At 51.5% G+C, this 21,378-nt stretch carries 19 protein-coding genes; 5 read left to right on the forward strand and 14 right to left on the reverse strand.

All coding sequences use genetic code 11. The annotated features are described in order from the left end of the window. The first annotated feature begins 537 nt into the window (after positions 1–537). Positions 538–1,794, forward strand: coding sequence for a protein NO VEIN domain-containing protein (locus tag TX24_RS21000; protein WP_157255559.1), 1,257 nt, complete (start codon positions 538–540; stop codon positions 1,792–1,794). Positions 1,795–1,856: 62 nt separating this feature from the next. Here the strand turns inward: TX24_RS21000 and TX24_RS21005 are convergent, their stop codons facing one another. Both TX24_RS21005 and TX24_RS31130 read right to left on the reverse strand, forming a co-directional pair. Further along, on the reverse strand, positions 1,857–3,026 hold the full coding sequence (locus TX24_RS21005) for a TRM11 family methyltransferase (protein ID WP_057711015.1): 1,170 nt from the start codon (positions 3,024–3,026) through the stop codon (positions 1,857–1,859). After that, positions 3,023–4,525: a DNA methyltransferase gene (locus tag TX24_RS31130; RefSeq protein ID WP_082628840.1), complete on the reverse strand. Its 1,503-nt coding sequence runs from the start codon at positions 4,523–4,525 to the stop codon at positions 3,023–3,025. Before TX24_RS31130 ends, TX24_RS21005 begins: the two co-directional genes overlap by 4 nt. A 248-nt stretch (positions 4,526–4,773) precedes the next feature. On the opposite strand from TX24_RS31130, the gene TX24_RS21015 reads away from it, so the two are divergent. Next, the gene (locus TX24_RS21015) at positions 4,774–6,207 is read left to right on the forward strand and encodes a sigma-54-dependent transcriptional regulator (protein WP_057711017.1); all 1,434 of its coding nucleotides are present in this window, start codon (positions 4,774–4,776) and stop codon (positions 6,205–6,207) included. Positions 6,208–6,324: 117 nt separating this feature from the next. On the opposite strand, the gene TX24_RS21020 is transcribed toward TX24_RS21015, so the two are convergent. Together TX24_RS21020 and TX24_RS21025 are read right to left on the reverse strand one after the other, a co-directional pair. Next, entirely contained in the window at positions 6,325–6,627 is a 303-nt protein-coding gene (locus tag TX24_RS21020; protein ID WP_057711018.1) for a hypothetical protein, read from the reverse strand. A gap of 950 nt (positions 6,628–7,577) precedes the next feature. Continuing rightward, the gene (locus TX24_RS21025) at positions 7,578–7,919 is read right to left on the reverse strand and encodes a hypothetical protein (protein ID WP_057711019.1); all 342 of its coding nucleotides are present in this window, start codon (positions 7,917–7,919) and stop codon (positions 7,578–7,580) included. Positions 7,920–8,059: 140 nt separating this feature from the next. On the opposite strand from TX24_RS21025, the gene TX24_RS21030 reads away from it, so the two are divergent. Further along, the gene (locus TX24_RS21030) at positions 8,060–8,305 is read left to right on the forward strand and encodes a helix-turn-helix domain-containing protein (RefSeq protein ID WP_057711133.1); all 246 of its coding nucleotides are present in this window, start codon (positions 8,060–8,062) and stop codon (positions 8,303–8,305) included. 87 nt (positions 8,306–8,392) lie between these two features. Here TX24_RS21030 and TX24_RS21035 read toward each other — a convergent pair whose 3' ends face one another. After that, positions 8,393–9,361: a DUF932 domain-containing protein gene (locus TX24_RS21035; RefSeq protein ID WP_057711020.1), complete on the reverse strand. Its 969-nt coding sequence runs from the start codon at positions 9,359–9,361 to the stop codon at positions 8,393–8,395. Between the two features lie 996 nt (positions 9,362–10,357). Here TX24_RS21035 and TX24_RS31140 point away from each other — a divergent pair. Together TX24_RS31140 and TX24_RS21040 are read left to right on the forward strand one after the other, a co-directional pair. Next, positions 10,358–10,591 carry a helix-turn-helix transcriptional regulator gene (locus TX24_RS31140; protein WP_082628842.1) on the forward strand — a complete coding sequence of 78 codons (234 nt, stop codon included), beginning with the start codon at positions 10,358–10,360 and terminating at the stop codon, positions 10,589–10,591. Between the two features lie 321 nt (positions 10,592–10,912). Then, positions 10,913–12,004, forward strand: coding sequence for a YagK/YfjJ domain-containing protein (locus TX24_RS21040; RefSeq protein ID WP_157255560.1), 1,092 nt, complete (start codon positions 10,913–10,915; stop codon positions 12,002–12,004). Positions 12,005–12,006: 2 nt separating this feature from the next. Here TX24_RS21040 and TX24_RS21045 read toward each other — a convergent pair whose 3' ends face one another. The 9 genes from TX24_RS21045 to TX24_RS21085 all read right to left on the reverse strand — a co-directional run bounded on the left by TX24_RS21045 (position 12,007) and on the right by TX24_RS21085 (position 21,328). Then, complete coding sequence (locus tag TX24_RS21045) at positions 12,007–12,771, reverse strand: hypothetical protein (RefSeq protein WP_057711022.1); 765 nt, start codon at positions 12,769–12,771, stop codon at positions 12,007–12,009. 308 nt (positions 12,772–13,079) lie between these two features. Continuing rightward, entirely contained in the window at positions 13,080–14,294 is a 1,215-nt protein-coding gene (locus TX24_RS21050; RefSeq protein WP_057711134.1) for a tyrosine-type recombinase/integrase, read from the reverse strand. A gap of 367 nt (positions 14,295–14,661) precedes the next feature. Further along, positions 14,662–15,432, reverse strand: coding sequence for a LexA family transcriptional regulator (locus TX24_RS21055; RefSeq protein ID WP_057711023.1), 771 nt, complete (start codon positions 15,430–15,432; stop codon positions 14,662–14,664). A 211-nt stretch (positions 15,433–15,643) separates the two neighbouring features. Then, entirely contained in the window at positions 15,644–16,171 is a 528-nt protein-coding gene (gene ppa, locus TX24_RS21060) for an inorganic diphosphatase (protein WP_003176323.1), read from the reverse strand. Between the two features lie 109 nt (positions 16,172–16,280). Next, positions 16,281–17,096: a M90 family metallopeptidase gene (locus TX24_RS21065; protein WP_044269004.1), complete on the reverse strand. Its 816-nt coding sequence runs from the start codon at positions 17,094–17,096 to the stop codon at positions 16,281–16,283. Between the two features lie 6 nt (positions 17,097–17,102). Then, positions 17,103–17,759 (reverse strand): DedA family protein, encoded by a 657-nt coding sequence (locus tag TX24_RS21070; protein ID WP_003194521.1) that lies wholly within the window; start codon positions 17,757–17,759, stop codon positions 17,103–17,105. 793 nt (positions 17,760–18,552) lie between these two features. Continuing rightward, complete coding sequence (locus tag TX24_RS21075) at positions 18,553–19,011, reverse strand: GNAT family N-acetyltransferase (RefSeq protein ID WP_014720105.1); 459 nt, start codon at positions 19,009–19,011, stop codon at positions 18,553–18,555. Positions 19,012–19,100: 89 nt separating this feature from the next. Next, a complete protein-coding gene (eutC, locus tag TX24_RS21080; RefSeq protein ID WP_057711024.1) occupies positions 19,101–19,937 on the reverse strand; it encodes an ethanolamine ammonia-lyase subunit EutC in 837 nt (278 codons plus the stop codon). Continuing rightward, complete coding sequence (locus TX24_RS21085; RefSeq protein WP_003194516.1) at positions 19,934–21,328, reverse strand: ethanolamine ammonia-lyase subunit EutB; 1,395 nt, start codon at positions 21,326–21,328, stop codon at positions 19,934–19,936. The genes eutC and TX24_RS21085 overlap by 4 nt, the downstream gene beginning before the upstream one ends. Positions 21,329–21,378: the final 50 nt, after the last annotated feature.

Genomic DNA, 21,378 nt, shown 5'->3' on the forward strand with positions numbered 1-21,378 from the left:
CTGGGGTGTGCGCCCAGTCAGAAACTGCGAGCCCGCTGGGCCAGTGACACTGAACCCTGAGAAAGAAACGACTATGAAACAAGCAGCTTAAAACGAAGAACAGTGACAACTACCTTGAAAAACACCGCAGCTGTTGGGCAATTGAACTGCATTCTTACAGGCATTAAAAAGCCGGCTTGTGGGCGGCGTTATTTTTTCTTAACTTATTGTTTTTATTGAGTATCGGTAAGAAGTGTATTCTTGTTCCCCCATTTGTCCCCCCACCTTATCATGCCGTCAGGCTATTTCGGGTTACTCGTGCGGAAATTTCGTAACGCTGCCTGATAATTTACCGCAATTGAATTTGCTAGGAATTTGGTCTTGCCTCGAAGCGGTTGGTAGGTGATCAGCTTCAGTTTAATCGCTTTCGTTGCCTAAGATCGACTTCAGGTATCTATCCCTTTGTCGGGTTTATTGACCTGTGGGGCAATATGCTATCTCTTCAGCGCCTTGAATTGTTGGGCTAAAAAGCTCATGGCCATAAGGGAGACAATGGCGATGTCACTGCAAACCGTTGAGAAGGCAATTGTAGATCGGCTTGATGAGGGAGATAGAGGCGACCGTGGATGGTTTATCATAACTCGTGTACACGTCGACTTGCATTGGCTGAAAGATATTGTTGAATATATATTTTCTAAAGCTGGGGATAGGCCGATTAGTCTAACAGCGAAAGATTACTCGTCGCTAGGAAAGTTGGTAGGAATCAGCTTGATTAATCCTGGTATTCAGCTTCGTCGACATCACCTGCTGGTAATGGATAAGCCGTTACAGTTGATACGCAGGACCGAAAAGTCTTCTTGGAATGAGATCCAGCTGACAGACGAAGGCGTTGCGCTAGCTGGAGCCTTAGATCCTGGAGATGTTTTAGAGAGATGTCTTAGCAAAATTAGATTTGCAGTTGAACCATGGTCCCCTCACGACAGGGTTGCACAGTATTCTACTTTTAATGTGTCTGTCTATCAGGCTACCAAACAGGTTCTGTTGGGGTGTGGTGGATATATCCATAGAGATGAATATGATTTTTTTGTCTCTCGTATTCGAAAAACCTCAGAGATTGAAATCGCAATTAAATGGATTTTGGAGTTTAGAAAGCTTAGCGCTGACGAACAAAAAACTTTACATGTTCATGTGTCAGATAGGATTGACGGTAAGAAACCGTATAGCAATTGGAGAGATCAGGCACTGCATACATTTTCCCTTTTCTCACTTGGCACCAGTATGATCAGAAAAGATCATCGGTTGCTGCTTACATCTAACTGGGTTGCGGAGCAAGTCGTAGATCCACCTGTAGGAGTCTTAGCCAAGGCTGACGCTGTAATAAATAAAGGATTGAAAATACCAACGCCCCCACAATCAGAGGAGCTGCTTGAACCGCCAATTCCGCCAGAAGGAAATGTCGGCGCAGAGGCTGAAAGCTTTGTAGCTAAAATATTGAAATCACAAGGGTGGGCAGTCTCATTTTTTACTAATAAGCGAGGATATGGTTTTGACTTATGGGCACGTAAGGACGACCTCGCGATGGTTTTGGAAGTCAAAAGTAGCGTGGGATCTTTAGGTCAAATAAACCTTACGCCGAATGAGTATAAAGCTGCTCAGCATTATAAAGATAATTTTTACTTGGCTCTTGTTGAAAATATTGGGTCTGTAGAACCCAAGGTAACTCTCATACAGAACCCAATTGAATGTTTGGAGTTTAGTAAGAAAATAACTGAGTTTCACGTTGTTAGTGAGCGGGCTTGGAGAGCGCTTGCTTAGTAATTAAAACTTATATAGGTGCATGTCCGAACCGGGTTTTACCGGTTCGGACAAGCAATATGTTATTTTTTAAATAGCACGTATTGGTGGTCAGTGACTGACCCTTTATCGCGGATTCCATGGCTTTCGCAATGGAGTACGCTTTCATCAAAAAAGTCTACTACTGATAAATATTTTTTCCCAATGTCTATAATCATCTTCGCCATATCGCATTTTGAACTTTTTCCGAGGTGAAGAGCGAAGTAGCCTCCTGCTTTCAATCTATTTGCAGATTGAGCGAATATAGGTTCATACACTGAAAAGTTTACTTTTTGCTTAACCTCGACAAAATTTGCTGGTTTAGTCGAAAAGTCCTTGGCATCCCAACCAGAGAACCAGAGCCGCATCCAGTTAGCAGAGTAAAAACGAGTGCTGTCGAAAAATGGTGGAGAAGTGATAACTGCATCTAGATTGTTTATTTCTTCTGGCCATAAACCAGCTGCGTCTTGATGGTACGCTTTGCTCTTATAGCTTTCGCCCACTGTGCTTTTTAGAACCCTTTTTAGTTTTGTTTCCAGTTTCTCTATCAGCGAGTGCTGCACGGCTTCGCCGGTAGGAGCAAAGGGTGTAATTGGGTGAGACCTACGGGATAGGGCGTATGGCCTGTTACCGTGGAGAATATGGAGCAGGCAGCTGAGGATCATGGCTTTCGCTGGGTCCGCGTAGCCGTGTTTTAAAAAATACTCTCGTGCAGAAATTATCTCGGCGAATGTCTCGGGATGAAAGTAATCTTCAATAGGACCATTAAATCGTATTCCACTGAAGTCATAGCTCAATGCAGTAAATTTATTTTCTTTAATCCATACGTCCAGAAGGTGAAGCTCGTTTAGCACAGCGTCCACTTTGAACGGCTCTAACTTAGAGCGTGAGATTGCAATCGCAGTAGGGCTAATATCAAATGCAAATGCTTGGTGTCCCTTAAGTCTCGCCTCAAAGGGAATTGTGCCTACGCCTGAAAATGGATCAAGCATGATCCCGCCACGTTCAGGTAGAAGAGCGTCAACTAGGGTGTGTGCTATGGATGGCTTCAACTTTCCTTGGTACGAGCAAATTGAGTGCCACGGATGTCCCCAGTTTCGCTTACTTAGCTCACCTTTTTGATGTGGCAGGTCTTGTCGAAACTTTATCCATTTCTCTGGGAGCTCGGTGGTGTTTACTTGAAGTTGTTCTAAAAATCCTTCGCGAATATTCATTTGTTGACTCCAAAGACTTGCAATGTTTGCCGAAGACGGCGCCCATCTCTTGACTGTCTTTCACGAAGAATAACTTCATCAATCAGCGTAAAACCTTCGAGCTTCATGATTTCCCTTAGAATTATGTCTGTCTGCACCCATACGCTCCCGTAGCAGGAATCTCCGAGGTCTATTGCTACCTTCGTATTCTCGTGGCACAAACTCTTAATTCTGCGAATGACTTCGGTCATTTCTGCAAAGTAAGAAGCTGCCATCATCGGGATACGTTTATCGTAGGACTCCTTTCTTAATTCCAATAGTGTGCTATTTAAAAGGTCTATTATTGGTGTGATACCCAATCCTGTTTTTGAATTGGTAACGTCATTTATTCCTGATGTCACAGCGCTGTCACGAAAGCGCCTTAGGTCAATTTTTTTGGATAAGTGACGTTGGAACCAGAGTTCGATTTTTGTATTTCTGAAGTAATTTGTGCCGTTCAAGTAGGGGGGGCTTGTAACCACAATGTCAACCGGCTCGATATTATCGGTAGCTAGGGATCTTGCGTCGGAGCCTACGAATGTGATGGTTTGATTGCTGCTATTAAGATCGTTTAAGTCGCTTGCAATCAACCTTAGGCGCTTAGAAACTAGGCTGATAATGTCTGGGAGATGTGTAAGAAGTTCTTTTTCGGTTCTAAATCGAAGGTCTCCCCTGCGAACCAAAAGAGAGCTAGGTATCAGAGCGCCAAGCACAGAAATCTCGAATAACTTACCTACTGCATTGTCGGAAGATAGAAGGTCGTCTGCCATTGATCTTAGCTTTAATACACTGCTAAATGTGCTGGCATCAAAAAAAGGTTTTGAGCTGAATGATTCCTCGAACGTTTTAAATAGAGCTTTATCTTCTCGATGAAATTCTATTTCAGTATTTAATAGCTCTGAAAGATTTTCTAGCTTTGTAGAGATGCGATCTCTATCTTCTGGCTTAAGTTGAATAGCCATTGATTTGGCATCTATTACGTCACGGCAGACTGGGTTTACTTCGCAGTAGATTGATTGTAAGCCCATTGCGGCCGATGTCAGTGCTGTGGTTCCTGAACCGCAGAATGGATCAAATACTCTTTTTGCTTGTGGGGCATATTGTGTGATCACAGTTTTTACAAAGTCTGGGGAGTAACCCTCGAGATAGGGGAACCAGTCATGCAGTGGGCTACCTTTTCCTCCAGAAAAAGTTGATTGTATGGCAGCATCATAACTTTCAATTTTATTGGTGTCAGGCGAGATAGAGCGACTTAGGGCTTTTCTAACATATGCGGACACTGAGAGTTGTGATTGATTTGCTGCTTTGACAATATCGCTATAAAAATTATGGCCGATAGCCGTTCGAATAGAGAAACTGCTCAGTTTGTTGACCGAGAGGTAAAGATTTTTTTCGCTATCTGAAAAAGAAATTGTTAGTCCTGATTTTCCGGACTCTCCAACCTGATAGTCGGGGAAATAAATAGTTTTGAAGCTGGACATCAGGAACGCCTAAGAAGAGTGTAGATACCAAGTGTAGTCAAAAAACTTCCGCGCAGAAAGGGAAATTTCTTCAAAGTAAGATATTTTGAATCGCTCAATTTCCCGTTGGCCTCCGTTGGTAGGGGGCTCGCTCACTGGGCTGGCATAATGGCTGGCGTGAGGTCATCATGGAGGTACAGCCGGCGCAGATCACAGAAAATTGATTCTTCTGAGAGGCTTACGACGGCGGCCGCAGTGAGAGTGTATAAATGCAGCACATTTTGATTGTTGAAGATGAAACTATCATCCGTTCTGCCTTGCGTCGCCTGCTTGAACGTAATCAGTACCAGGTCAGCGAAGCCGGCTCGGTGCAGGAAGCCCAAGAGCGTTTCAGCATCCCCACGTTTGACCTAATTGTCAGTGACCTGCGCCTGCCAGGCGCGCCTGGCACCGAGTTGATCAAGCTTGGCCAGGGCGCTCCGGTGCTGATCATGACCAGCTACGCTAGCCTGCGCTCGGCGGTGGACTCCATGAAGATGGGCGCGGTGGACTACATCGCCAAGCCGTTTGACCACGATGAAATGCTCCAGGCCGTGGCCCGCATCCTGCGCGACCGCCAGTCAGCCAGCAGCGCGCCTGCTGAACAGCGGCCCGCCGGCAAAGCGACCAACGGCGCCGACAAACCCGTGGTCGACAACAGCAACGGCGAGATCGGCATCATTGGCTCTTGCCCGCCAATGCAGGATCTGTACAACAAGATCCGTAAAGTCGCGCCGACCGACTCGAATGTATTGATCCAGGGCGAGTCAGGCACCGGTAAAGAACTGGTGGCCCGTGCCCTGCACAACCTGTCGAAGCGAGCCAAGGCGCCGATGATTTCGGTCAACTGTGCAGCGATCCCCGAATCCCTAATCGAGTCCGAGTTGTTCGGACACGAGAAAGGCGCGTTTACCGGTGCCAGTGCTGGGCGGGCGGGCCTGGTGGAAGCGGTGGACGGCGGTACGCTGTTCCTTGATGAAATCGGCGAGTTGCCCCTGGAAGCTCAAGCGCGTTTGCTTCGAGTGCTTCAGGAAGGCGAAATCCGCCGTGTCGGTTCGGTGCAGTCGCAGAAGGTCGATGTGCGCGTGATCGCGGCAACACACCGTGATCTGAAGGGCTTGGCCAAGATCGGTCAGTTCCGTGAAGACTTGTATTACCGTCTGCACGTGATCGCGCTCAAATTGCCGGCCCTGCGTGAGCGCGGCGCCGACGTCAATGAGATCGCCAACGCATTCCTGCTGCGCCAGAGTGCACGCATCAACCGTACCGACCTGAAGTTCGCGCCGGACGCCGAGCAAGCGATTCGGCATTACTCGTGGCCGGGTAACGTGCGGGAGCTGGAGAATGCGGTCGAGCGTGCGGTGATCCTGTCGGAAAGCCCGGAAATTTCCGCCGAGCTGCTGGGTATCGATATTGAACTCAGTGACTTGGAGGATGACGACTTCATCGGCCTGGCCCCGACACAGGGCGGCGGTAGCAATACCAGCCATGAGCCGACGGAAGATTTGTCACTGGAAGACTACTTCCAGCATTTCGTCCTTGAGCATCAGGACCACATGACCGAAACTGAACTAGCCCGAAAATTAGGCGTCAGTCGAAAATGCTTGTGGGAGCGTAGGCAGCGGCTTGGGATTCCACGGCGTAAGTCAGGTGAAACTATTTAAGCTTGCGGAATTGGCTTGCTGTTGAAATTTAAACTGTATTCCTCACTGCTGAATATGAGTTTGTTATCGCTAGATAGAGTCTTGCTGTCTAAGCGGAATATAATGGGCGGTTAATTATTAAAGCCAGTGCTTCGGTATTTCGAGGCTAAAGTTTTTGGATACGATAAGAATAGTTGCTAGAAGCTCCAAGTGTCGCTTTTTGTCGTCGCTAGTCCAGATCGTTTTTGATTTAAGAAGTATTTCAAATTCTTGCAGGCCGTACATCCCAATTCGATAAAAATTTCCCCAGTTAGGTATGCCAAATAAATTGTAGATGGTGGATGTATCATCACGCTCACTGGCTATTCTTTTCTCTCCTTTGAGCTTCTCTGCGGCATCTTCGGCGTCGTCTCGATCATCGTAAGTGTTAAGTAGTTTCATGCGAACCTTAGGGCGTGCCAGGAGAGATGGATTGTACCCGATACCAGGTACTCTAATCTTCGCCTACGCAAAAAGTGATTAAAGTGTGTTGTGACAATTACCAGTCCTTTCGGCTCCAGTGACCTATGCGTTCGTTCGAAAGGCGGGCAGCGTGACGGTTAAGTTTAGCCTTAATCAAAAGAGATTTAAATCGTGCAGCCGATAGAATTTCTCGACTAGGCTAATCCAGGTTTCTTTAAATCACTGTTGTTTTTCCGCCTCGCACAAAGCCTCCCACTCGTCAAGCATGTCAGCCATAGTCATTGCATCATCACCATTTTGTCTATGGAACGGGTCACCCATTGCTTAACACACCTATCTATAACGGCTTGGTCGAGTGAACTCCTTGAGACAACTCTTAAGGCTGGAGCGATTTTGCCGTTTGCCTTCGGTCCTGTACCTTTTAGGTACGCAACGATCCGCCCGTCTCCTGCGTTTCCTAAATAGTATCCACGTAATAGGACTATTGAGGTTTTTTGAGATTGCTGAATTTGTCCAGCATACTCACCTGTTGAATCCCAGAGACTGCTTGTCCGCTGATACTGATACTCACATATACCTTGCGTGCAAAATACGGGCCCGCGAGTATCAAGTGCTCTCACGATTCCATCCTGCATCTTGTAAGGCAATTTTGCCGGTACATCTTCTGGCACACCATCCAGTCAATCGGAGTTGCGTTTATTGGCTGGGCACTCTTGTATCTCGTTTGCTTGCCAGGCTGCCGCCCCAAAGGAATAAAAACTCGAAATAAAACTGATTAGTGAGAGCAGTAAGAATTTATTCAAAAGCATTTTCCTTGAGGTAAGAGGCTGGTGTTGCGCTAGATAAAGATGTCTAGAGGTGCCAATAAAAAGTGCAAGCTTGTCGGCGTACTTTGTGGCGCATCAGTAAAATAATTTGTATTGTGAATATTAATTTTTCATGTATGTAACTATGATCTTTTTCGTCACAAAGTATTTTGCTATTTCGTAGTCGGGATTGTAAGTGGCGATAATGTGAGCCGCGATTGCAAGTCCAGCGGCTAACCCCCCGAACATAGTCCACGCGGTAGCTGCCCCAAATGCAGCGATTCGGCCTGCGACATATACTCGGCAGCTTAAATTCTGAGCCTCAATGAGTTTTTCAATTGTCTCTACTGTATTCCCAAATGTGGAAGCAGGAATGTCTTTTATAGTAAATGTCTTTTTCTGCAAAATTAGTTTTGATATTTCTTCATTTGTAATGCTGGAGGCCGAATAAACACCAATATCCATTATGTAATTCCCTATTGTGCGTAGTTAATTTATGGCCTGCCATTTCGGTCGTTTCCGTCGTAGCTGGCAGAAAAGCGTCGAATCTCAATGGGTCGTAAATGCCGTGGCCTTAAATGCATCATAGCGCGACCATTTTCGCTATGGCAAGAATCTCAGCAAGTTTCGACAAAGACCTTCATCTCGTTAAGCTCGGGGCCGCAGTGCGGGCTCGCAGGGTCAAGCTCGCGCTTTCCCAAGAAGCTCTGGCGGATGCCGCTAAAATTGATCGGTCTCACATGGGTAAAATTGAGCGTGGGGAGAGAAATGTGACGTTCTTGAACATTTTGCGCATAGCGAATGCCATCGGATGCATGCCATCCGATTTACTCATCGATGCTGGGCTTTAATATCGGATTCGGATCACCCTAACCCTAGTCACTTACACACCTAGCCGGCTCCGACCGGCTAGGTGTGTAAGTGCAGAACGGCTTTCTTTAAGCAACAAGTCGCAATGCTGAGGCGAGCGCTTGTTGTTTTATCGTTACCCCTTGGCCGAACCAGGCTGCATCGAGGCGGTAGTCGAGGCTGCGAGCGCGACGCTCGTGGTCAACATACTCAGTTACGGCATTTAACAAGCCCCAGGCTGTTCCACGAGCGGATTCCAGATCGGAGCCACGACCTTTGCCTTCGTATAGGCTCTGTACCTTCTCTATTGCTCGCTTGTTCGGTAGCACGTCGGGAATCGGGTCGTGGGGGCGGGTGTTGCACAGCACCTCCATAAAGAAGCCTATCGCCTCATTCCACTGCACTTTACGCTCTGCGAGCATGCGCATCCGGTACATGAATTCGTCCCATTGCGAGACTGCGATACCAAGTTGCTTTTTTACTGCCTGTGGGTCAAAGCGCGTGTTGTGTGGAACCTTGATAGCGCGGGTGGCCCCGTTCAGGGATATGGCCAGTGTGTTATTGCAGACCACTCGAACGGAGGTGGGAGTTGCAGTGGTGGCAAGTGTGCCGTCACAGGATGTAGCCAGCAGCAGATAGCCGTTCACCACGTCGTTGCCTTTAATTGCAGTCGACAGTCCGGTTCTCGCCAATGCCCAGAGCTTTCGCCCTCCCTTCAAGACGCCGGCCGTTTCCAGTTCATAGCCAGAGCGCTCGGTAAGATCACGATAAAATTCCAAAACCTCACGCGGCTGGACGACTTGATAGCGATTGGAGACCACGGACAAGGGGGCTCTAGTGTCGGAGCGGTAAAGTACCTTCTGTTCGGGAAAGGAGTGGATGGTGCCGAGGTGACCGACGGCATCAGCCATGAAGCGTACTGGCGATTCTTGAATTTGCCAATTCATACCGGCCTCTTGTTGCCAGACCTCCAGCGGTTGGTTGGGAGATAAACGATTGCCTAGGCCATGCCACGGAATATTACCGACATAAGCCATTTGTTCGATGAGGTGGGCCATGGGAGTTCCTTTCATTGGGCACGGCGAGGCTGCTGAGCATTCAGCGAAAAAATCGACGTGCAAAGTGTTGATAGGGAGAGTTGAGGAGTGGCGATGAAGGTGGCTTTAAAAGGATATGATTAGATCAAACGGAGTGACGGCAGTTAAAAGACAGTCCGCAATCGAGGCAGAGGTAGTTGTCCAAAACACGGTCATCGACGATCTCGCCGAGTTTTGCACCTGCGATACACCCGGTCGCCGCACCCGCTAATCCGCCGAGAATAGCGCCGGCTAGACCACCAACGACTACGCCAGGTGGTCCAGCTACAACGCCTATAACTGCGCCGACTTCGGCGCCTGCCATTGCCCCTGTTACTCCTTGGGCGGCACCTCCCACTGTGCCGATTAGGGCACCCACTTTCCTCGCAAAATCTTTGGCTGTTACCGAGGCTGATTTGCAGCTTGGGCATTGAATAGTCATAAAAAATGTCTCATTTAGAGATGATCGCAAGGGGGTAAAAGCATCAGGCAGAGCGCACACACGCTCTGCCTGATGCTTTATTCCGTAGAAGCTAGGCTGTCATGGTTAAGTCCATACAGCTCAATTCGTGATGTGTGACTGAGATTTATTTAACTAGCCAAAGTTAAGGGTGTTGATTGGAAAAAATGTGAATAACACTCACGAAGAACTAACTTTTTGAGGCTGGAACTAATTTTTTTTCGAAAAAAAACAACTAACTCTGGAGAGAGGTGTGTCGAATTCCCTCAGGCTTCAGTCGAAAGGAGCTCGGTAAAGACTCAACAAGCCCCTGGATGACCCATTTGACCAACTCGCGGTGCTGCGGTGGAGGGCATGCAGAGGGTCATAGGCTGCTTTATTTCACTCAGATTTACTGCGGAAGGACGGAGCGCGAATTTTTCCGTAAAAGTTCTACCGAAGCACGAGTAATTTCCTATCCGAGATAGCCACTCTAAAGTAGGTCCCATTACGCATCAGCGCAGCATGGAGACTAGAAAATGGCTGAAAATAGCTCTACTCATCCCAGGGTCTTACGGCTTAGGCAGGTGCAGGATCGTGTAGGTCTATCGCGATCAACGATCTATGATCGAATGAATTCGGCTTCACCGCGCTACGACAGCTCTTTTCCTAAGCCCATGAAAATTGGTATTTCAGCAATTGGGTGGTTAGAGTCAAGTATCAGCAAGTGGATTGAAACGCGGCTTGAAAGTCGTCAGAGTGGCAGCGAATAAAAACTAACAATCGACACTTAACATATAAAGGTTATGCGTACTAACTTTTTAAAAAAACGAGCTGAATTATTCTCAAATCAAGTAGCCTGTCAGCACCTTTGTGATGGAGTTCCTGGTGTGGGAAGAAATCGTGCATATTGGTTTATATGTTATTAGGTGTTAAGTGAGTAATAGTGGTTAAGGAGTATCAAACAGTTGGTGATTGAAGTGAGTGTGCTATCTGTATCGGTATGCTAAAGGGGGCTGTTTATGTCGAAGTTGTACGTATTACTTTGAGGGGCAGTAGCTCGAATAGTCATGATGAGTTTGAGTGGAGGTATGATGTTTGAAGATGTTGATGCAATGGAAGCTTATAAAGAAAAGGTTGTTGAGGATTTTTATGATCCGGTAAAAGATGAAAGGTATTCCGTTATTGGCGAAGATGGAATGCTATTTGAATCTGTTGGTACTATCATGAAGGCAATGACTGTAATAGAAAAAGTGCCTGGCGACATTTTTACTTTGAGGTCGTTTGAAGGTGCGGGTGAGCCGTATTTGACTCGAAATCAACAATGCGTGCTTTCAGCCGTTTTAATTAATTATTTTGATATTGAGAGAGGTAGAGTTTTATTTAAAGTTAATCCTTATGTGAACTCTTTTTTAGAGTGTTACATGATTGTAAGACCATTAAATCCGTATAAGGTTGGGGCGTTGGATTTGGTTGAGTGCATTCGTGGGCTTAATCGGTTCGTAGCAGCGGTGAGAGATCGTACTTCTACAAAAGCTTTTTCGCGTGAAATAGCCGCACATACGCGTGCAGCTAATAAGAACTACTCCGGGCTATTGGGTTACATTGATGCACTTTTCGGCCGCTATTCTCGATTGCTTGTGTTAAGGATTGACTTCGCATACGGGAAGGGTAAGTTTGAAATTGAAGAATTAAGCGATTCTCGAGATAGGTTAGACGTACTGAATCTTGTATCAAAACAAATTATTAGTCATCGAGCTGAGTTGATTAGCTACCTAAAAAATAAGTGCCCTGAGCTGGGCGTCGTGGGTTATGTCTGGAAACTTGAATATGGGAGAGAGAAGGGGCATCATTACCACATGATGTTTTTTTTAGATGGCTCAAAGGTGCGGCAAGACATTGTCATTGCAAAGTGGATAGGGGAATACTGGAGCAATGTGATAACCCTTGGAAAGGGAGTGTATTACAACTGTAATGGTGATAAGAGTAAGTATAAGTTTTGTGGTGTTGGCATGATTAGCCATAACGAGTCAGATAAGGTGAACAATCTTAAAAAAGCTGCAGTCTATCTTGCTAAAGTGGATCGATACATCAGTGCCTGTATGCCAGAGAACAAAAGAACCTTCGGTAAGGGAGGCGCGCCAAAAGGCAATTGCCGCTCAGTTGGAAGGCCAAGGCGGAATTAATGTCATTTAGTTTCTTTGTCGGTTGGCGGTTGATTGCGGACCATCACGCAGGCGGAAACTAATGGGTCATCTTTTATCCATGTCCTCAGTGTTCTTTGTATATTAGATAGTGCGGGGTATTTGATCTTATTGTCGATAAGATATTTCTCGACTTGTTCTATTATAGCTTTAAAAGCATCGAGCTCTTGATTCCATCCTTCTTGAGGTGTTAGTGCGTTAAGTAAATCGCAAGCCTTCTGTTTGGTTGCTAAGTACTGCCTCGTGCGAGCGATCCCGCCTTCTGCTGCAATTTCTGAACGCGATTTTGTTTTGTTTTTGAAGTATCGATGTTCACCCGAGTAAAGGGCGTATAAGCCAGCGAGCAATATCTTAACCCCCGTGGCGGATGCTAAAGCAAGCGGGATGCTTGAATAAGCATCGTTTATGTGATGAAAGGCTGCGATTTTTTCCTTTGATAAAAAAGGTTGTAAGTTCTTATTTAGTTCTGGCTTGCTAGAAGGCTGGCTGCATTGGTTTGCAAGTATTTTATCAAGTCTGAGTTTGTGTTCGTCTGATAGGGTTCTGCGAAGTAGCATATATCGCTTGATTACTAACCCTAATACCTCGCTTGCGGCTTCTTCTACGCTGAATTTAGCTAAGTGTTTGTACTGGGGAAGGTCCTCTAGTTTTGGCTGAGGGGACCCTTCCTTGAATGGGAACTGTTCAAGTATAAGCTCTAGTTCGGATTTGGGGTTGTCAATCCAATCGTCATAAAGCGTGACCTCCATGATGAATTCTTTAGGCGTAGGGACGTCAACGGCTAGTCGTAAAGAAATTTTTATTTCGATTTTTCGAGTTCGCAAACTTCAGTATCCTTAGATTGGTCGCTGAGATCGCTATTGGTTGTAGGTCGAAGGCATCTGTTTGCCTTGCACCTTGAGCTTAGCGGAAATGATGGCTAGCAGGTATGAGGTTGTTCACTCCTCAAAATTCTTGGTTGGGTCTAGCTTCGATCTTATCTCGAAATTTTCTTGCAGTGCGTCCGGTAAAAGAGAGCAAGAAAGCTCCATCCTACTAGGATGGAGACACCGGTAGCTCAATTTTGGGATGTTGTCATATGAGCATTTATAAAGTTGCTCCAGTCACTCATCAGAGCGCGGCGTTTGTCGAGAAAGTCAGAGCGAGAATAAGCTGCTTCTGTTTGGCCTCGCTCATCATGCGCTAAGGCCATTTCACAGATCTCACGAGGGTAGTGGGTACATTCACCTGCCCAGTCCCGAAAGGAAGAACGAAAGCCATGTCGAGTGATGTGCTCGTATTCCATGCCATGCAGAAGTGTACGTATGGCATTTGCGTGCATGACCCTTGTCTTGCCCTGGCCTGGAAATAGAAAGGGACTTCCTTCATCTCGCGGAATGCTCTTCACCAGCGTTACAACCTGTTCGGCAAGCGGAATTACGAAAGCTATCCGCATCTTCATTCGTTCATCTGGCAGCGACCAAGTTCCAGCTTCTAGATCAAACTCATCCCAGCGAGCGAACCTGACCATGTGCGCGCGTGCGCTTGTCATGATCAGCAGTTGAGCGGCCCAAGACGGAGGTGTGGAGTTTGCTCTGAGCTTTTGCATCAGCTCCGGAACATCCTGCCAGCGCAGCGCATCAAAGTGCTCGCGCTTCCGAGCCTTCTTCTTTTCGGCACGGCTCAACAGATTATCTAAATGCCCACGCCAGCGAGCAGGGTTCTCACCCTGTCGCAGGTTGCGTGCCTTGGCGGCGTCCAATACCTGTTCAATCTGCCCACGTACCTCGTCGGCGGTTCTAGTCTTGGTAGCCCAGATGGGTCGTAGAACCTTAAGCACTTCTGGAGTACCTATGTCTCCGGCTGACAGCTTGCCTATGTGATCAAACGCATATAGCTCTAGCTTCCGCAGCCACCCTTTACGCCACTTCTCCGACCACGCCGCGCCGTGAGCATCACGGTATTCCGTTGCAAGGGTCTCGAACTTCAGTTGCTTGGCTTCACTTGCTCGCTGCGCTTCCCGTTGAGCTGCGCGCTCTATGTCGCGAGCGGCTAATGGGTCTATGCCATCACTCAATTGGGTGCGTTTAGCACTGGCATCTTGTCTGGCCTTCTTGAGACTCACCTCAGGGAATGACCCCAGCCCCATCTCTCTGCGACGGCCCGCCAGTTGGAAGCGAAGCAGCCAGGATTTACGCCCGGTAGGTTTGACGACCAAGCGAAGCCCATCACCATCTTCATAGGTGCCGGGTTCGGTCAGGTTTTCGACTTGTTTCGGATTCAGCTTACCCATTGGATTTCCCCTGTCGTCCGCTTTGTCCCCCCACCTGTCCCCCCACTTCATCGTCGGATGAGGTCGAATGGCGTTGAACACCATCGGACAGAGGAATGCCTGAAAGGCCCGGAATAGCTAAGCTATCAGGAAGATTCTTGGATGGGATAGGATTATTTCGGACAATTAAAAAGCCGGCTTGTGGCCGGCTTCTCGGGGACTGCCTCAGCTTGTTTTTGACAAACCTCACCAGCCTTCAAATCGCTCAGCCCACATTGCGTCAGGCTGAATAGTAGGGGCATCCGCGGGAACTCCTCCGCTTCGCCGGCAGGGAATCAGCTAAAAGCGACCCCTGCCAAATGTGCGGCGCATGATACCCACATTCACTTCAGTTGCCCACCTCCGGTTCCGATTTAGAGCCTTCCCAGCCCAGTAGGTGTTCATCCAGGGGGACCGGTGGGCGGCGGTTGTTGAGGGTGGACCACCAGAATACCCAGCCGACGATCTTGAAGCTCTGCTCGAAGCGTTCTTCGTGGTTGAGGTATTCGTCCGGGTGTTCGCTGGCGTTGTGGCTGCGCATGCGCAGGCCGCCGCCAGGGCGGTTGTAGAGGTATTTGATGCGCAGCATACCGTCGTGTTCGACGGCGTAGATTTCACCGTCGATGATTTGGGTGCGGCCTCGGTCGATGGCGAGGGTAGCGCCTTGTTGGATGATGTCGATCATGCTGTTGTCGACCATGTAGGCGCCTATCGCGCGGTCGGGGTTGACGTTGAGTGTTTCCAGGCTGTGCAGGTTGACGCGGATGCGTTCGGTTGAGATGAAGGTGGGGTGGAGAGGGATCTCCACGTCGGTTTTTTCCGGGCGGCAGGCGGGGCCTGTGAGGTATTTGCCTGTGTCTTCGCGGGCGGTTGCAATCCTTGCGGTGGGGCCTTCCAACAGGTAGTTGGCGGGCGGGTGTTTGGGGCCTTTGCCGTCGCTTAACCAGCGGCTTGAGACGCACAGCAACTCTGCGATCTCGTTGAGTCGGCCCATGGGGACGCCGCGTTTGAACCAATTGTTCACGTGCTGAGGCGTGACGCCGCGGTTCTTGGCGAAGTCGGAGGCGGAAAGATGAACTTCCCGTAGTAGCGCTTTTAAACGATCACCTGATGTATTCATAAACGCAGAGTTTACTGGCCGGAAAGTCTAATCAAATAAACCATGCGTTGATTTGCGGTTGTAGGATTTGGCTTAGTTGTGGCTGGATCTTTCAGGTGTGCAACTTAGTTAAACGCTGCAAATAAACATTGAACTTGATGTTTAATTCGGCCCATAAAAAAGCCCCGAATTAACGGGGCTTTTTAATTGCTGTGGCAATAAGGCGCGGGTATCAGCCTTTGTAGGCGGCAACCGACTTCATGATCTCGGCGCGGGCAGCGTCTGCGTTGCCCCAACCGTCGATCTTCACCCACTTGCCTTTTTCGAGGTCTTTGTAGTTCTCGAAGAAGTGCTTGATCTGTTCCAGCAGCAGTGGCGGCAGGTCGGTGTATTCCTTCACGTCCACGTACAGCTGGGACAGCTTGTCGTGTGGTACTGCGATGACTTTGGCATCGCCGCCGCCGTCGTCGGTCATGTTCAGGATGCCGACTGGGCGTGCGCGGATAACCGAGCCTGGGGTGACCGGGTAAGGGGTCACTACCAGCACGTCGAGGGGGTCACCGTCGTCAGCCAGGGTGTTGGGGATGAAACCGTAGTTGGCCGGGTAGAACATCGGGGTGGCCATGAAACGGTCAACGAACAGGCAGTCGCTGTCTTTGTCGATTTCGTATTTGATCGGCGCGTGGTTGGCCGGAATTTCGATGGCGACGTAGATGTCGTTCGGCAGGTCTTTGCCAGCCGGAATCTTGCTGTAGCTCATTGGGCGTTGCCCCCGTTAGTTGGCCATATGACATGGCCGGATTGGCCTAAAAGTGGCGGCGATTATAGGCATATTCTGACGCCGATGCCATGCGCCAAGCGTCGTACGGTCATTCGCCCTGTGGCGAGTAGCGCGGGTCGCTGGCTTGCAGTTGGGCTAGGCGGGCCAGGGGATCCTGGCGATAAAAGCGGCTGAGTTGGGCGTACACCTGTGGATAACTATTGAGCAGTAAATCCGGGGCGCTGAAGAAATATTCACTGGTGACGGCGAAGAACTCCGCCGGGTTTTCCGCAGCGTAAGGGTCTATCTCGGTCTCGGCGTCCGGGTTGGCGTCCAACTGGCGGTTGAGATCATCGAAGGCGCCTTGCATGACGCTGGCCCAGTCTTGCACGCGCATGTCGTGGTGCAGGGGCGGCAGGCCGTTGGCGTCGCCGTTGAGCATGTCCAGTTTGTGCGCCAGTTCGTGGATGACCAGGTTGTAGCCTTCCCATTGGCCGCTGGCGAGCACGCCGGGCCAGGCGAGGATCACCGGGCCTTGTTGCCAGGCTTCGCCGCTGTGTTCGCCGTCCCACTCGTGTTCGACGCCGCTGGCATCGCGATGGCGTTGTGGGCTGAGGAAGTCGTCGGGGTACAGCACGATTTCATGGAAGCCCTGGTACCAGTCGAGGTCGCCCAGGTTCATCAGCGGCAGTTGCGCCTGGGCGGCGAGCAGCAGGCGTTGTTCCTGGTGCAGTTCGACGCCGGGCAGGGCGGTGAGGTGTTTTTCACTGAGGAACACCACGCAGGCTTCGCGCAGCCACTGGTCTTGCTCTGGCGTGATGCCGTCGAGGAAGGTCAGATGGTGGCGCACCCGTTGCCAAGTGTCATCGGCAATCGGGTGCTTGGCCAGCAGGCGCCGGCGACGCCAGGCGCTGAAGGACCACACGGGCGGTCAGTGCGGGTTGGCTTCGGAGGACGTGCGGCCAAAGCGGCTGCGCACCACGCCAATAATCATTGGCACCAGGGACAGCAGGATGATGAACACCACCAGCAGCGACAGGTTCTTCTTGATAAAAGGCACGTTGCCGAAGAAGTAACCCAAGGTCACCAGGCCGCCCACCCACAGGATGGTGCCCAGTACGCTGAAGCCGAAGAAGCGCGGGTACGGCATCTTGGCCACGCCCGCGACGAACGGCGCGAAGGTACGCAGGATCGGCAGGAAGCGCGCCAGGGTCACGGTCTTGCCGCCGTGCTTGTCGTAGAAGTCGTGGGTTTTTTGCAGGTAGTCGCGGCGGAAGATTTTCGAGTTCGGGTTGCTGAATAAGCGCTCGCCCGCCGTTCGTCCGATCACATAGTTGGTGCTGTCGCCGAGGATGGCCGCCAGCATCAGCAGGCCGGCCAGCAAGACGGGGTCCATACCGCCGCCGGCCGCTACGGCACCGGCGATAAACAGCAAGGAGTCGCCCGGCAGGAAGGGCATGACCACCAGGCCGGTTTCGCAAAAAATCACCAGGAACAGAATGGCGTAGATCCACGGACCGTAATTGGTTACCAGCATGTCGAGGTAGACGTCGAGATGCAGGATAAGGTCGAGCGGGTTGAAATCCATGGATGGCACCTGTGTGAATAGCCCGGCTCAGCGGGCTTGTGCGGAAGCTCAGGCAATAAGGCTACAAGTAATTGTCGCGGTTCTTACAACCCTGAAAGGTCGGCATTATACGGATTGAGAGGTGAAAAGCGTGTGGCTTTTGTAGCGGGGAGTGTCGCGAAATTGTGAAGGGGTTGGGCTTCGCCTGAGTCGCCGGATCAAGTATGGGAGCTGGCTTGCCTGCGATGGCCATAGGTATTAACGCCACTCTGTAGCGCCAAAGGTAACCACGATGCGAAGCGAGCCGCTCTTGATCTTGATCTGCTTTTGATCTTAGGCGCCCCGTTAAACCACGCTGGCCGGAATTCGACAGGGATTTGGGGGGTAAACCGGCAGGGATGCCGGTTTAGCCGCCCCGCGCCATGGATGGCGCGTGGCGGCGGCCCCCCAAATCACTGACGGATTACGGGCACACCGAGCCTGGGCGAGGTGCCGAGTGGTGGGGCAAGAGCGCTTTGCTTACTTTCGCGCTTTTCGAAAGTGAGCCGCCGTCAGGGCGGAACCCTAGGTGGCCGTTACCGCAGCAATGGATATGTACACAATCCAACTGTGTTGGCTGTCAGGCCGTCTTCGCAGGCAAGCCAGCTCCCACATTTGGACTGCGTCGCGTCAGGTAGATAAGTGTCGGCTGTCGGGCCGTCACGGGAGCAAGCTCCCTCGCCACAGGGTCAGCCGATACAGTATTGGCTGACCCTCCGCCATCGCAGGCAAGCCAGCTCCCACAAGGAAATGGCGGTGTTTGGCTTACCGGTTTTCAGTCTTCGTTGATCGGCAACACGTAGTTTTTAAATTCGGTGTCTTCGCGAAACCCAATCGACTCATAGGTCTTCTGCGCCACGTCGTTATCGCTGCTGGTCGATACCCGCAACCGCACCGCGTGGGTGTCTTTGGCCATTTTTTTGGCCGTGCGCATCAAGTTGTCAGCCACCAGTTGCCGGCGCGCATCCTCGGCCACATAGATGTCGTTGAGGATCCACACCCGCTTGAGCGACAGCGAGGAAAAACTCGGGTACAGCTGGCAAAACCCCAGCAGCCGCTTGTCGTCATCGTCGGCCAGGGCCAGGTAGATCACCGACTCCTTGCGCCGCAGGCGCTTTTCCAAAAAGGCCCGTGACGAGTCCGGGAACGGCAAGGCCCCGTAGAACTCGCGGTATTTGACGAACAACGGGGTCAACAGGTCCAGGTGTTCCAGGGTCGCTTGAGTAATCCGCATGCCAGGCCTCAACTTCCAAATGGGGTATGACCACACGAGCGGCCGTGACTCGATGCTGCCTAATGACGCCAAAAAGCGCAATCGTGCCGCTATCGGTCATCCGCCGGGCTGAGCAGGAAATTGCCCTTCATCAGGTCCGGGTCGTCGGATTCGAGGGTCTGAACCTGCGCCTCATCCTTGAGATTGACCCCCGACAACTGCCGGCGACACGCCTCTCGCATCAAGTACAGCAGGCGATGGGCCGCCATGCCATAACTCAAGCCTTCCAGCCGCACGTTGGAGATGCAGTTGCGATAGGCATCGGTGAGGCCGACCTTGGGGTTGTAGGTGAAATACAGGCCCAGGCTGTCCGGCGAGCTGAGCCCTGGGCGTTCGCCGATCAGGATCACCACCATCTTGGCGCCCAATATCTGCCCGATTTCATCGGCCACCGCCACGCGGCCTTGCTCCACCAAAATCACCGGTGACAAGGACCAGCCTTCGGCGTGGGTCTGTTCTTCCAGGCGCGCCAGAAACGGCGCGGTGTGTTTATGCACCGCCAGTGCCGACAGGCCATCGGCTACCACGATGGCCAAGTCCACCCCACCAGGCTGGGCCGAAGCGTAGTCGCGCAGCGTTTGCGCCGACTCATCGCTCAGGCGTCGCCCCAGGTCCGGGCGTTGCAGGTACATGTGCCGGTCTGTAGCGGCGCTGTGCAATAACAGGCTGTCTCGGCCACGTTCGGTCAGTTGGTGGCTGAGCCCGGCGTGATCGAACGGCAGGTGCACCGCGTCCCGCGCCTGGGCGTGGGCAAACTGGAAGTCCAGTTGGGCGCTGGTGGGAAGGCTGGTACCGGTGCGGCCCAGGGCAATACGCGCCGGGGTGAGGCGGCGCAGTTCCAGCCACGGGTTGTCAGGCAATTCTGGTTGCACAGTCGGCTCCTTCATCCCAATTGCGCCAAGGCGTGGCGGAAGGCCGGTGGCAGGCTGTTGCCGAAGTGCACCTTGCCATCAGCCTGCGTGAAGATGCCCATTTTCGCCAGCCACTGCTCGAACTCCGGCGCCGGTTTTAAACCCAATGTTTGCCGGGCGTACAGGGCGTCGTGGAACGAGGTGGTCTGGTAGTTGAGCATGATGTCATCGGAACCGGGGATGCCCATGATGAAGTTGATGCCCGCCACGCCGAGCAGGGTCAGCAGGGTGTCCATGTCGTCCTGGTCGGCTTCGGCGTGGTTGGTGTAGCAGATGTCGCACCCCATGGGCACGCCGAGCAGCTTGCCGCAGAAGTGGTCTTCAAGGCCCGCGCGGATAATCTGCTTGCCGTTGTACAGGTACTCCGGGCCGATAAAGCCGACCACGGTGTTCACCAGAAACGGCTTGAAGTGCCGGGCCACGGCGTAGGCTCGGGTTTCACAGGTTTGCTGGTCGACGCCAAAGTGCGCATTGGCCGACAAGGCGCTGCCCTGGCCGGTTTCGAAATACATCAGGTTCTGGCCCAGGGTGCCGCGCTTGAGGCTCAAGCCCGCGTCATAACCTTCCTGCAGCACGTTCAGGTTGATCCCGAAACTGGCATTGGCCGCTTCGGTACCGGCAATTGACTGAAACACCAGGTCCAGCGGTACGCCGCGGTTGATCGCTTCGATGGAGGTGGTGACGTGGGTCAGCACGCAGGCCTGGGTGGGGATTTCGTAGCGCTGGATGATCGCGTCGAGCATCTCCAGCATGGCGCAGATCGAGGCGATGCTGTCGGTGGCCGGGTTGATGCCGATCATGGCGTCGCCGTTGCCGTACAGCAGGCCGTCGAGAATGCTCGCGGCGATGCCGGCGGGTTCGTCGGTAGGGTGGTTGGGCTGCAAGCGCGTGGACAAGCGCCCGCGCAGGCCCAGGGTGCCGCGAAACTGGGTGACTACGCGGATCTTCTGCGCCACCAGCACCAGGTCTTGCACGCGCATGATCTTGGACACCGCCGCGGCCATTTCTGGTGTCAGCCCCGGCGCCAATGCGCGTAGGGCCTGTTCATCGGCCGCGTCGCTGAGCAGCCAGTCGCGCAGGCCGCCGACGGTGAGGTGGCTGACCGCTGCAAACGCCTGTTTATCGTGGGTGTCGATGATCAGCCGGGTGACTTCATCGCTTTCATAAGGAATCAATGCTTCCTGCAGGAAGTGCTTGAGCGGGATATTTGCCAGCGCCATCTGCGCCGCCACACGCTCACCGTCATTCTGCGCGGCGACACCGGCGAGGAAGTCCCCGGAGCGTGCGGGGCTGGCCTTGGCCATCACGTCCTTGAGGCTGTCGAAGCGGTAGGTTTGAGCACCTACCGCGTGGGAAAAGCTTGCCATACAGTGTCTCCTTGATGACGCGGGCCTGCTGCGGGCAAGGCGCCGCGTCG

This window comes from Pseudomonas lactis (assembly GCF_001439845.1).
Lineage (GTDB): Bacteria > Pseudomonadota > Gammaproteobacteria > Pseudomonadales > Pseudomonadaceae > Aquipseudomonas > Aquipseudomonas lactis.